Annotated in this window: 9 protein-coding genes; 6 read left to right on the forward strand and 3 right to left on the reverse strand. The window is 66.8% G+C overall.

Annotated elements, in window-relative coordinates; translation table 11 throughout:
* Positions 1-23: 23 nt before the first annotated feature.
* From P0Y50_08585 to glyS, 4 genes are all read left to right on the forward strand, one after another.
* Positions 24-1,895, forward strand: coding sequence for a tetratricopeptide repeat protein (locus P0Y50_08585; protein WEK38609.1), 1,872 nt, complete (start codon positions 24-26; stop codon positions 1,893-1,895).
* Between the two features lie 168 nt (positions 1,896-2,063).
* Positions 2,064-2,939, forward strand: a complete 876-nt coding sequence (locus tag P0Y50_08590; protein ID WEK38610.1) for a 4-(cytidine 5'-diphospho)-2-C-methyl-D-erythritol kinase — start codon at positions 2,064-2,066, stop codon at positions 2,937-2,939.
* 109 nt (positions 2,940-3,048) lie between these two features.
* Entirely contained in the window at positions 3,049-3,942 is an 894-nt protein-coding gene (locus P0Y50_08595) for a glycine--tRNA ligase subunit alpha (GenBank protein ID WEK38611.1), read from the forward strand.
* A 156-nt stretch (positions 3,943-4,098) separates the two neighbouring features.
* The gene (gene glyS / locus P0Y50_08600; GenBank protein WEK38612.1) at positions 4,099-6,480 is read left to right on the forward strand and encodes a glycine--tRNA ligase subunit beta; all 2,382 of its coding nucleotides are present in this window, start codon (positions 4,099-4,101) and stop codon (positions 6,478-6,480) included.
* A 155-nt stretch (positions 6,481-6,635) separates the two neighbouring features.
* Here glyS and P0Y50_08605 read toward each other — a convergent pair whose 3' ends face one another.
* Positions 6,636-6,989 (reverse strand): DUF559 domain-containing protein, encoded by a 354-nt coding sequence (locus tag P0Y50_08605; protein WEK38613.1) that lies wholly within the window; start codon positions 6,987-6,989, stop codon positions 6,636-6,638.
* 213 nt (positions 6,990-7,202) lie between these two features.
* On the opposite strand from P0Y50_08605, the gene ppdK reads away from it, so the two are divergent.
* Entirely contained in the window at positions 7,203-9,881 is a 2,679-nt protein-coding gene (ppdK, locus tag P0Y50_08610; protein WEK38614.1) for a pyruvate, phosphate dikinase, read from the forward strand.
* Between the two features lie 265 nt (positions 9,882-10,146).
* Positions 10,147-10,674 (forward strand): porin family protein, encoded by a 528-nt coding sequence (locus tag P0Y50_08615; protein ID WEK38615.1) that lies wholly within the window; start codon positions 10,147-10,149, stop codon positions 10,672-10,674.
* Positions 10,675-10,743: 69 nt separating this feature from the next.
* On the opposite strand, the gene P0Y50_08620 is transcribed toward P0Y50_08615, so the two are convergent.
* Positions 10,744-11,004, reverse strand: coding sequence for a hypothetical protein (locus P0Y50_08620; protein WEK38616.1), 261 nt, complete (start codon positions 11,002-11,004; stop codon positions 10,744-10,746).
* A gap of 188 nt (positions 11,005-11,192) precedes the next feature.
* Complete coding sequence (locus P0Y50_08625) at positions 11,193-12,344, reverse strand: beta-ketoacyl-ACP synthase III (protein ID WEK38617.1); 1,152 nt, start codon at positions 12,342-12,344, stop codon at positions 11,193-11,195.
* Between the last annotated feature and the right edge of the window lie 74 nt (positions 12,345-12,418).

Raw genomic sequence — 12,418 nt, forward strand, 5'->3', positions numbered from 1 at the left:
ATGAAACCGTGAAGGGTCCGGGCATGATCGCTTCCCGTTCCCGCCTGTTCGCCGCCTCCCTGACCGTGCTCGCCGTGGCGCTTGCTGGTCACGCTTCGGCCCAGGACACGACGCCGCCTGCCCCGACGCCGCAAAGCCATCCGCCGGCTGTGATCCTGGAGCCGGGCCAGCCCATTCCCGGTCAGGAAACGCCGACCACGCCGGATGCGGCGCCCGATCCGCACATCATCATCACCGACACGCCCGCGACGCCGGCCATTCCGGCGGTCTGGGCACCCATCCCCACCAACGCCGAGGGCCGCAGCGCCTATGGTCTGTATCTGGCCGGCAAGCTGGCCCTGATGCAGGGGGAGGGCGCGCAAGGCTCCGACTATCTGGCCCAGGCCGAGCGATTGGCGCCGGAACAGCCCCGCGTGCGCGAACAGGCCTTCACCTCCGCGCTTCTGACCGGCGACCTGGATGTCGCGGCGGCCCTGGCCCCGACCGACGCCACGGCGTCGCCTGCCTTCGTCGAGGGCGGGCGCTTGGTGCGGCTGGTTCAGGATTACGCCCACGGCGACGCCCGCGCCGCCGACGCCGCCCTGGCGGCCCAGCCGATCGGGGCGCCGCACGCCCGCGCCGGCCTGTTGGTCTCGCCGTGGATCGCGGCGGCGGCCGGCGACTGGACCCGCGCGCTGCAGCCCGCGCCGACCGCCGGCGACCCGCTGACCCTGGCCTTCGCCCGCATCAATCGCGCGGCCCTGCTTGAGCGCCGCCGCAAATACGCCGAGGCGGAGGTCGAACTGAAGGCGGCGGCCGATGCTCCGACCATCGGCGCCCTGTTCAAACGCCCCTATGGCGAGTTCATGGAGCGGCGCGGCCGCCGCGACGAGGCCATCGCCCTCTATCGCGCGGCCATGGCCGTCCAGCCGGTCGATCCGGGCGTGACGCGCGCCCTGCAACGGGCCGAGACGGGCGGACGGGCCCCCGTCTTGCCCGATCTGCGCGAGGGCGCATCCCAGTCCCTGATCACCGCCGCCGCCCAGGCCTCGGCCGAGCGGGGCAACGAATTCGCCGCCGTCTATCTGCGCCTGGCGCAAAACCTCTATCCCGCCGACGAGACCGAATATCAGCTGGCCCAGGTCCTGGCCCGCGCCGGGCTGAAAAGCTCGGCCCGCGCCGCCCTGTCGCGCGTGGGGGCCGGGGATGCGACCCTTTACGCCGCCGCCCGCGCCCAGATGGCCGTCAGCCTGGAGGAGGAGGGGCAGTCGCAGGACGCCCTGACCGAACTGCGCCGGGCCTCGGCCGCCAGCCCCGACAATCGCCAGATCGCCCTGGTTCTGGCCGGTCAGCTGATGCAGTTGAAGCAGCATGAAGAGGCGCTGGCCCTGCTGGACGGCCCGGTGCTGAACACGGCCGATCAGGGCGCCAGCGTCCACTTCCTGCGCGGCGCCGCCTATGAGGCGCTGAACCGCACGACTGAGGCCGAGGCCGAACTGTGGGCCGCGCTTCAGGCCGCGCCCAACGACGCCGACATGCTGAACTATCTGGGCTATCTGTGGGTGGACAAGGGGCTGCGGATCCAGGAAGGCGCCGCCATGATCGCCCGCGCCCATGCGCTGGAACCCGACAACGGCAACATCCAGGACTCGCTGGGCTGGGCCCAGTTCAAACAGGGCCAGTACGAGACCGCCGTCGACAACCTGGAACAGGCCGTCGACAAGGAGCCGGCCAACGCCGAGATCAACGACCACCTGGGCGACGCCTATTGGAAGGTGGGCCGCCAGCGCGAGGCCGTCTGGCTGTGGAACCGCGTCCTGGTGCTGGACCCCGACGACGAACGCCGCGCCGAAGTCGAACGCAAGATCGCCGACGGGTTGGATAAGCCGGGTTCGACGGGCGGCGTCTCCAACTGATCCGCGCACGGCGCTGAACCGTCATTCCGGGGCGTCCGAAGGGTTCTTCGCTGCGCTCAGCCCCGGAATGACGAATGGAGAGTTCTCTGGGTGGCGCGAAAGCACTGGCCTCCGCTTTCGCGGGGATGAGCGGATGAAATGTGCAAGGGCTTGGGTTAGTCAGCGCCCATGACCGTCCGCACCGCCCTGGCCCCGGCCAAGATCAATCTGTTCCTGCATGTCGGGCTCGTGGACGGGTACGGTTATCATCCGCTCAGCAGTCTGGTCGCCTTCGCCGATGTGGGCGACCGGGTGTCGGCTCAGCCCGCCGCGCGGCTGTCGCTGGATATCGTCGGTCCCTTCGCGGGCGGCCTGTCGGGCGACGGGGACAATCTGATCCTGCGGGCCCTGCGGCGGCTGGGCGAGGCGACGGGTGTAGGCGAGCCGGGGTTGAAGCTGGTGCTGGACAAGCGGCTGCCCATCGCGGCGGGTCTGGGCGGCGGATCGTCCGACGCGGGCGCGGCGCTGAAGCTGGCGCGCGAAGTCCTGGCGCTCGACATTGATGATGCGGGGCTTGAGGCGGTGGCGGCCGTGGTCGGCGCAGATGGTCCCATGTGCCTGCGGATGCGGAGCGCCTGGGCCGAGGGGCGCGGCGATTTGCTGACCGACGAACCGCGTTTGCCGCCCCTGCCGGTCGTCCTGTTCAATCCGGGCGTCCCGTCGCCCACCGGCGGCGTCTACCGGGCCTATGACGCCGGTCCTGTCGCGTCGGCGGACCGCCCCGCGCCGCCCGCAGACTGGAGCGTCGGCGGCGTGATCGACTGGCTGTCGGCCCAGCGCAATGATCTAGAGGCGCCGGCTGTGGCCCTGACGCCCGCCATCGCCGACGCCCTCGACGCCGTCGCCGCCACGCCCGACGTCGCCTTGACGCGGATGTCCGGGTCCGGCGCGACGGTGGCTGGCTTCTATCCCACTGTCGAGGCCGCCAGGGCGGCGGCTGTCGCCCTGGCCGACCATCATCCGACCGCCTGGGTTCAGTCGACCCGGCTGGCGGCGCAGCCCTGAAACGGACCGATCCGCGTCCGCCGCAGAATGTAGGGACGCGGCGTGTTGAAGCGAGAGGCGGCGGGCCCTATGGTCCGCCGTCTTTTTTGCAGCCCCTCCCGAGCCCGATTTGACCACCCCGACTGAGCCGCTCGCGTTTCAGGACCTGATCCTGACCCTTCACCGCTATTGGGGCGATCAGGGCTGCGCCATCCTGCAACCCTATGACATCGAGGTGGGGGCGGGGACGCTGCACCCGGCGACCGTCCTGCGCGCCTTGGGGCAAAAGCCGTGGAAGGCCGCTTATGTCCAGCCCAGCCGCCGTCCCGGCGACGGCCGCTATGGCGAGAACCCCAACCGGCTCCAGCACTATTACCAGTATCAGGTCATACTGAAGCCGAACCCGGACAATCTGCAGGAACTGTATCTGGGGTCGCTGGCCGCCATCGGCATCGACCCGAAACTGCACGATATCCGCTTCGTCGAGGACGACTGGGAAAACCCCACCGTCGGCGCCTGGGGGCTGGGCTGGGAGGTCTGGTGCGACGGGATGGAGGTGACGCAGTTCACCTATTTCCAGGGCGTCGGCGGCATCGAGGTCGATGTGGTGTCGGGCGAGCTGACCTACGGGCTGGAGCGTCTGGCCATGTATGTGCAGGGCGTGGACAATGTGTACGACCTGAAGTTCACCAAGGAGGGTCTGACCTATGGCGAGGTGTTCCTGGAGAACGAGCGCCAGCAGTCAGAGGCCAACTTCCACGGCTATGACGTGGACGGGCTGAAGCGCCGGTTCGAGGACATGGTGTCCGAGGTTCAGCGCCTTCTGGACATGCGCGGGCCGCAGGGCCAGCCCCTGGTCCTGCCCGCCTATGATCAGGTGCTGAAGGCCAGCCACCTGTTCAACCTGATGGATGCGCGCGGCGCCATCGCCGTGGCCGAACGTCAGAGCTACATCGGCCGCATCCGCGAACTCTGCAAAGCCTGCGCCCTCGCTTACGTCGAACAAGAGCGGAAAACGGCGTGATTTTCCCTTCCGCTCATCCCCGCGAAGGCGGGGACCCAGTCCTGTCGCGAGGCGCGATGTCTAGGATTGCGGTTGAAGCCCATACGGCGCCGGTTGTGCGCCCAAAGCGCTGGGTCCCCGCCTTCGCGGGGATGAGCGGACAGATTTGAGACCCTGATGCCCCAACTCCTCCTTGAAATCTTCTCCGAAGAAATCCCCGCCCGGATGCAGCAGGGCGCCGCGCGCGACCTGGAGCGGATGGCGACCGAGCGTCTGAAGGCCGCTGGCCTGACGTGGGACGCGCTGACCACCTATGCCGGACCGCGCCGCCTGACGCTGGTGATCGACGGCCTGCCCGCCGCCACGCCCGACCGCGAGGAAGAGGTCAAGGGACCGAAAGCCTCAGCCCCGCCCCAGGCGCTGGAAGGCTTTCTGAGGAAGACCGGCCTGAGCCGCGAACAGCTGGTGGAGCGCGACGGCGTCCTGTTCGCCGTCCTGTCGTCCAAGGGGCGCGCGACCGCCGATCTGGTCGCCGAGACGGTCGATCAGATCGTGCGCGCCTTCCCCTGGCCCAAGTCGATGCGCTGGGGCACGGGAAGCCTGCGCTGGGTGCGGCCGATCAAACGCATCCTGTGCATCTTCGACGGGGCGGTGGTCCCGTTCGAGATCGACGGCATTGCGTCCGACGCGATCACCGAGGGGCACCGCTTCATGGGTTCGGGCGCCCCCTTGCGGGTCAGCGACTTCGCCGACTACCGCGCCCAGCTGGAGAAGAACTTCGTCCTGATCGACGTGGCCGACCGCAAGCTGCGGATTCTGGAACAGGCCAGGGCCGCCTGCGCCGCGCGGGGGCTGGCTTTGGTCGATGACGACGGCCTGCTGGACGAGGTGGCGGGTCTGGCGGAATGGCCGACGCCGATCCTGGGCGACATGGACCCGCAGTTCCTGGCCCTGCCGCTGGAAGTCGTGCGTCTGTCGATGAAGGTCCACCAGAAATATTTCGCCGTCCGCGATCCGTCCAAGGAGGGCCTGGCCCCCAACTTCCTGGTCGTCGCCAATGTCGAGGCCACCGACGGCGGCAAGGCCCTGGCCGCCGGCAACAGCCGCGTGCTGTCCGCCCGCCTGAACGACGCCCGCTTCTTCTGGGAGGAGGACCAGAAGGTCGGCTTCGACGCCTGGAACGCCAAACTGTCCGGCGTCACCTTCCACGCCAAGCTGGGCACGCTGGCCGAGCGGGTCGAACGCATCGCGGCGCTTGCCCGCGAGATCGCCCCGCTGGTCGGCGCCGACGCCGACGAGGCCGAAACCGCCGCCCGCCTATCCAAGGCCGACCTGTTGTCGGGCATGGTCAGCGAATTCCCGGAACTGCAGGGGATCATGGGCGGATACTACGCCCGTCTCGCCGGCCATTCCGACGCCGTCGCCGACGCCGTGCGCGACCACTACAAGCCGCAAGGCCCCGCCGACACGGTCCCGACCGCGCCCGTCACGGTCGCCGTCGCCCTGGCCGACAAGCTGGACACCCTGGTCGGCTTCTTCGCCATCGACGAAAAGCCCACGGGGTCGAAGGACCCGTTCGCTCTGCGGAGAGCGGCGTTGGGCGTGATCCGGTTGTTGCTGGAGAATGGGGTGCGGGCGTCTCTGATTGAGGTGTTTACCGAAACGGCGCTTATCAACTTTGAGCACATGAACCTTCGGGATTTCCCTCGAACCGAGCTAATTGGCGCTGCTGGATCTATGCAGGAAATCCTCTCGTTCGTCGGAGAGATGAAGCGAGTAGGCGTCTGGGGGTATATCGTAACCCAGGATGGGACGGTTGACAGGTACCTGAGCTCCTTCAAAGATGGCTTCTACAGTCTTGCACCGGGCCAAACGATTGGCGAGCTTGCCGAGTTGGAACGCTCTCTTCCGGAGGTTCTCGAAGGTCTGGTGAACTATCCAATCAGCCTCTGGGAGGCTGAGGGGCGGGGAACAGAAATTCCTGAGAGCCTCCGCAAACAGCGCGCGGAGATCGGGAAGAAGTTGCAGCCGCTTGCGGGCGACCTACTTGCCTTCTTTGCTGACCGTCTGACCGTCCTTCTCCGCGACCGTGGCCAGCGCCACGACCTCGTCGCTGCCGTCTTCGCCCTAGGCGACGACGATCTGGTGCGGATCGTGCGTCGGGTGGAGGCGCTGGCCGCCTTCCTGGCCACGGACGACGGGGCCAATCTGCTGGCCGGCTACAAGCGCGCCTCCAACATCCTGCGCGCTGAAGAGAAGAAAGGCCCCCTGCCGACCGGCATGGTCCAGACCGGCCTTGCGAACCAACCCGAGGCTGAGACCACCCTGGCCTTCGCCGTCGGCGCCGCCCGCACCGCCGTCGAGGCCGCGCTGGAAACCGAGGACTTCGCCGCCGCCATGACGGCCCTCGCCGCCCTGCGCGCCCCGGTGGACGGCTTCTTCGAGGCGGTCATGGTCAACTCCGACATCCCGGCCGAACGCGACAACCGCCTGAAACTGCTGGGTCAGGTCCGCGACGTGATGGGCCAGGTCGCCGACTTCGGCCAGATCGCGGGGTAGGGGCCGCATCGTCTCCTCCCCAATTGTGGGGAGGGGGACCACGAAGTGGTGGAGGGGCTTTTGACGTCCCAAACCTGCGATGTGGTGATGAACCCCTCCGTCTCTCCGCTGCGCTCCGAGCCACCTCCCCATGGAATGGGGAGGAGACGGATGTGTTAGCTTTGAATGCGCTCTCTCGCCTTGTCGGCGATGAAATCGAGAACGTCACCGAGATGCACCCGCACCTGTTCCGCGGAGACGCGGATGACAGCAATGCCTTGGGTCGCAAGCCACCGCGTGCGTCGCGCATCGTGCTCGCCACGACCCTCGTGGCTTTCGCCATCCACTTCGACCGCCAGCATCGCCTCTGCGCAATAGAAGTCCAGCACATAGACGCCGACCGGATGCTGGCGGCGGAACTTCAGACCACCCAGCGCGCGGCGGCGCAGGTTGACCCAAAGTCGGGCTTCGGGCGGCGTCAGAGCGCGACGCAGAATGCGAGCGCGTGAGACGGAGCCGTCGTTCGTCAAGAACCCCTCCACGGCTTCGCCGTCTCCCTCCCCATTCCATGGGGAGGGGACAAGGATGTCAAGGTTGTGCACGCTCGCCGTCAAGGAAACGGCCCGTCCGGTCACGGATTGTTACATCCGCCATGGCCAAGCCGGTTCCTCCGCGCTAGATCGTGCTGCATGTGCGAGCGGGGCGAACCCGCCGGACGATCCGAAAAGCTCAGGGACTGCAAGATGACCAAGTGGGTGTACGGCTTCGGCGGAGGCTCCGCCGACGGCGATGCGTCGATGAAGAACCTTCTAGGCGGCAAGGGCGCCAATCTGGCCGAGATGTCGTCCCTGGGCCTGCCGGTGCCGCCGGGCTTCACCGTCACCACCGAAGTCTGCACCCACTATTACGCCAATAACGAAACCTATCCGGCCGATCTGGAGACCCAGGTGCAGGCCGCGCTGGAGAAGGTTCAGGGCATCGTCGGCAAGGTGTTCGGCGACGTGAGCAATCCGCTGCTGGTCTCGGTGCGGTCGGGCGCGCGGGCGTCCATGCCGGGCATGATGGACACGGTGCTGAACCTGGGCCTGAACGACCAGACGGTCGAGGGTCTGGCGACCCTGTCGGGCGATCGCCGCTTCGCCTTCGACTCCTATCGCCGCTTCATCACCATGTATTCCAACGTGGTGCTGGGCCTCAGCCACGACGATTTCGAAGAGGTGCTGGACCAGCACAAGGATCGTCTGGGCGTCACGGTCGACACCGACCTGACGGCTGAGGACTGGCAGAAGGTGGTCGCCGACTACAAGGCCGTGGTCGAGCGCGAACTGGGCCACGCCTTCCCGCAGGACCCGAAGGACCAGTTGTGGGGCGCGATCGGCGCCGTCTTCGCCAGCTGGATGAACGATCGGGCCAAATTCTATCGCCGCATGCACGACATCCCCGAAAGCTGGGGCACGGCCGTCAGCGTCCAGTCGATGGTGTTCGGAAACATGGGCGAGACGTCCGCGACGGGCGTGGCCTTCACCCGCAACCCCTCGACCGGCGAGGCGCGCCTGTACGGCGAGTTCCTGATCAACGCGCAAGGCGAGGACGTCGTCGCGGGCATCCGCACGCCGCAGAGCCTGACCAAGGTCGGCCGCGAGGAGATGGGCGAGACCGCCCCCTCGATGGAAGAGGCCATGCCCGAGGTGTTCGGCCAGTTCGTCACGGTGGTGAACACGCTGGAGAGCCATTATCGCGACATGCAGGACATCGAGTTCACGGTCGAACAGGGCCGGCTCTGGATGCTGCAGACCCGCAACGGCAAGCGCACGGCCAAGTCGGCGCTGAAGGTGGCGGTCGATCTGGCCGCCGAGGGCGTGATCTCTCGGGAAGAGGCCATCAGCCGGGTCGAGCCGTCGGCGCTGGACCAACTGCTGCACCCGACGCTGGACCCTGACGCGGCCCGCACCGTGGTCGCCGCCGGTCTGCCAGCCTCGCCCGGCGCCGCGACCGGCAAGATCGTCTTCGACGCCGACGAGGCCGAACGCGCGGCCGGCCTGGGCGAGGCGGTCATCCTGGTGCGCGAGGAAACGTCACCCGAGGATATCCACGGCATGCACGCGGCGCGCGGCATCGTCACGGCGCGCGGCGGCATGACTAGCCACGCGGCCGTTGTGGCGCGCGGCATGGGCCGGGCCTGCGTGTCCGGCGTCGGCGAAATCCATATCGACGAGGCCAAGGGCCTCTTCACCGCGCGCGGCCGCACCTTCAAGGCCGGCGAGATCATCACCATAGACGGCTCGAAGGGCGAGGTTCTGGACGGCGCCGTGCCGATGATCGAACCGGAGCTGACCGGCGACTTCCAGACCCTGATGGGCTGGGCCGACAAGGTGCGCCGCCTGAAGGTCCGCGCCAACGCCGAAACCCCGCTGGACGCCAAGACCGCGCGCGGCTTCGGCGCCGAGGGCATCGGCCTGTGCCGCACCGAGCACATGTTCTTCGACGACAGCCGCATCGCCGCCGTGCGCGAGATGATCCTGGCCGACGACGAAAAGGGCCGCCGCACCGCCCTGGCCAAGATCGCCCCGTTCCAGAAGTCCGACTTTGTGGAACTGTTCACCATCATGGCGGGCCTGCCTGTCACGGTGCGCCTCCTGGACCCGCCGTTGCACGAGTTCATCCCGCACACGGACGAGGACATCGACGCCCTGGCCGCCTCGTCTGGCATCGACGCCGACAAGCTGAAGCGGCGCGCCAGGGAACTGCACGAAACCAACCCCATGCTGGGCCATCGCGGCTGCCGCCTGGGCGTGGCCTATCCGGAAATCTACGAGATGCAGGTCCGGGCCGTGCTGGAGGCCGCTCTGGATGTGAAGTCCAAGTCGGGCCAGGCGCCGATCGTCGAGATCATGCACCCGCTGGTGGCGACGGGTCTGGAAATGAAATATCTGCGCGAACTGACCGACCGCACCGCCAAGGCGGTGTTCGCCGAGGCGGGTCAGGACGTCGACTATCTGGTCGGCGCCATGGTCGAACTGCCGCGCGCCGCCATCCGCGCCGGGGACCTGGCCGAATACGCCCAGTTCTTCAGCTTCGGCACCAATGACCTGACCCAGACGACCTTCGGCATCAGCCGCGACGACTCGGGCCGCTTCCTGCAGGCCTATCTGGACAAGGGCATCTTCGAGAACGATCCCTTCGTGCGTCTGGATCAGGACGGCGTCGGCGGCCTGATCGAGATCGCGACCGAGCGGGGCCGCGCCGCGCGTCCGGGCGTCAAGCTGGGCATCTGTGGCGAACATGGCGGCGATCCTTCGTCCATCGCCTTCTGCGAGAAGACGGGCCTGGATTACGTCTCCTGCTCGCCCTATCGCGTGCCGATCGCGCGTCTGGCGGCCGCCCAGGCGGCGCTGAACGTGGAGCGCGAGAAGGACCGGTAGGGCTATCCAAGATCCGTCATCCTCGGGTCGAGCCCGAGGATGACGGGTGGAAAAGATGAAAGGGCGGCCTCCGGCGAGGCCGCCCTTTTTCGTGTCCGTCACAAAACTGCCAATCTTGGCGGAACGGCGTGTGTGTCTTGCCGTCAACAGGCATTCGCAGCTTTTGACTGCCTCTGGAACAGAAAAGGGCGTGACCTATTTAAGCACTCGCTGGATGGGGCTGATGATCGGCTCGGTCATCGCATCTAGGAGTTAATAAGAAACAATGCGTAACATTCTTCTCGCCGCCGTCGCCGTTTCCGCAATCGCCGCGCCGGCATTTGCTCAGACCAATCCCGAGCCGCGTGGTTACGGCTCGCTGGGCTACACTCATCTTGAAGGTGACAATGCAACGACCGGCGCCGTCACGGGTCGTCTTGGCGTGAACCTGAACCGTTACCTGGCTGTCGAGACCGAAGCTTCGGTCGGCGTCAAACATGACGACTTCACCGTCGCCGGCGTAGATGGCGAGATCAAGCAGGAGTGGGATGCCGCGGGCTATGTCGTCGGCAAGGTGCCGGTGTCCGACAAGCTGGAACTGTTCGCACGCGGCGGCTACGGCCACACCGAACTGAAGCAGAAGTTCCCGGGCGCCGACACCGACGTCGGCGGCGACAGCTGGAACTACGGCGCGGGCGCCAACTATTTCGTGGATGGCGTGAACGGCGTGCGCGCCGACTGGACACGCCGCGACTACCGCGACGACGCGGGCAAGGCCGACGCCTATTCGGTCAGCTACATCCGTCGCTTCTGATCCAGACGATCAGGTCAAACGACGAGGCGCGCTCCGCAAGGAGCGCGCCTTTCGTCTTTTATCACAGTGTCAGGCGAAGTCGCCGGCCAGGGCCCAGCGTTGCGAACCCTCGCCGAACGGGCGCACGAACCAGTCGCGATACTGTTCGAAGGTTTCGATGATCTTCTGGCGCAGATCGGGCGGATTGACCGCCTCGCCGCGCTGACGCTTCATGGCGGCGACGCAGTCGACAACCATATTCTGATGCGCCGAACCGCCCATGCTTTTCAGCACGGCGGCGATGTCCTTGGCCAAGCTTTCCAGAACCTGCTTCGGCGTGTTGTGAGCCATCTGGGACGTCCCCTGTTCTCGACGAAAGAATGGGTGACAAAAACTTGTGACAGTTTCAAGCGTGGCCGCGAAAGAATCAGCGCGGATGCGAATTAACCTGCGATAACGCGGGTCGCAGGCTTTGGTTCTCTCACGAGAGGACATCACGACGAATTTCGATCCGACCCGCTGACGCCGCCTTTCAGACGTCAGGCGCGCTTGCGAACGAAGACGGTGCCGGCGGAATAGCCTGCGCCGAAGCTGCAGATCAGGCCCGTTTCGCCCGCCGCGAACCCGTCGTTGTGCAGGTGGAAGGCGATGATCGACCCGGCCGAGGAGGTGTTGGCGTAGTCGTCCAGGATGATGACGTTCTCGTCCGAGGACGGTTCGCGGCCCAGCACCTTCTTGCCGATCATGGTGTTCATATTGATGTTGGCCTGGTGCAGCCACAGCCGCGTCAGGCCGTGCGGATCGACGCCCAGCTCCGCCGCGTGATCCACGATCATCTCCGACACCATCGGCACCACGTCGCGGAACACCTTGCGGCCCTGCTGGATGAACAGCTTGTCGTTCTGGACGCTGTCGTCGGCCTGGGGGCTGTCCAGATGGGCGGTGTCGCGGGCGTTGCGGTTCAAAAATCCGAAGTTGTTGCGGATATTGTTCGAGAAGGTCGTCTTCAGCCGCGTGCCCAACACGTCCCAGCCGCCCGGACCCGCCGTGTCGGACGATTCCACGATCACCGCCGTCGCCACATCGCCGAAGATGAAATGGCTGTCGCGGTCGGTGAAGTTCAGGTGGGCCGAACAGACCTCGGGGTTGACCATCAGCACGGCCTTGACCGAGCCGCCGCCGATGAAGTCGGCCGCCGTCTTGATGCCGAAGGTCGCCGAACTGCACGCCACGTTCATGTCGAAGGCGAAGCCCTCGATCCCCAGCGCCTGCTGCACCTCAATGGCGATGGCGGGATAGGCGCGCTGCATGTTCGACGCTGCGCACAGGACCGCGCCGATCTCCGACACCGGCTTGCCCCAGGCCGCGATTGCCTGACGCGCCGCCTTGACCGCCATCTCGGCCAGGATCGACAGTTCGTCGTTGGAGCGTTCGGCCAGGTTCGGGGCCATCCGCTCGGGATCGATGATCCCGGCCTTGTCCAGCACGAACCGGCTCTTGATGCCCGACGCCTTTTCGATGAACTCGGGCGAGGAGTGGGCCTTGGCCTCCAGTTCGCCGGCCTCGATCTGGGCGGCGTGGCGGGCGTTCCAGCCGTCGGCCCAGGCGTTGTAGCTGTCGACCAGTTCGGCGTTGGACACCGACTGTTCGGGGGTGAAGAGGCCGGTTGAGGCGATGACGGCGTGGGTCACTTTGTTCTTTTTCCTATCGCTCGGCCCGCGGGGCCTCGCTACTTGAGGATAGTCGTTCCTATCGCTCGGCCCGC

The organism is Candidatus Brevundimonas colombiensis (assembly GCA_029202665.1).
Classification (GTDB): domain Bacteria; phylum Pseudomonadota; class Alphaproteobacteria; order Caulobacterales; family Caulobacteraceae; genus Brevundimonas; species Brevundimonas colombiensis.

Excerpts from the sequence above, each read along its gene's own strand:
- P0Y50_08585 (WEK38609.1), top strand. The coding sequence starts at position 24 with ATGATCGCTTCCCGTTCCCGCCTGTTCGCCGCCTCCCTGACCGTGCTC.
- P0Y50_08590 (WEK38610.1), top strand. The coding sequence starts at position 2,064 with ATGACCGTCCGCACCGCCCTGGCCCCGGCCAAGATCAATCTGTTCCTG.
- glyS (WEK38612.1), top strand. The coding sequence starts at position 4,099 with ATGCCCCAACTCCTCCTTGAAATCTTCTCCGAAGAAATCCCCGCCCGG.
- ppdK (WEK38614.1), top strand. The coding sequence starts at position 7,203 with ATGACCAAGTGGGTGTACGGCTTCGGCGGAGGCTCCGCCGACGGCGAT.
- P0Y50_08615 (WEK38615.1), top strand. The coding sequence starts at position 10,147 with ATGCGTAACATTCTTCTCGCCGCCGTCGCCGTTTCCGCAATCGCCGCG.
- P0Y50_08620 (WEK38616.1), bottom strand. The coding sequence starts at position 11,004 with ATGGCTCACAACACGCCGAAGCAGGTTCTGGAAAGCTTGGCCAAGGAC.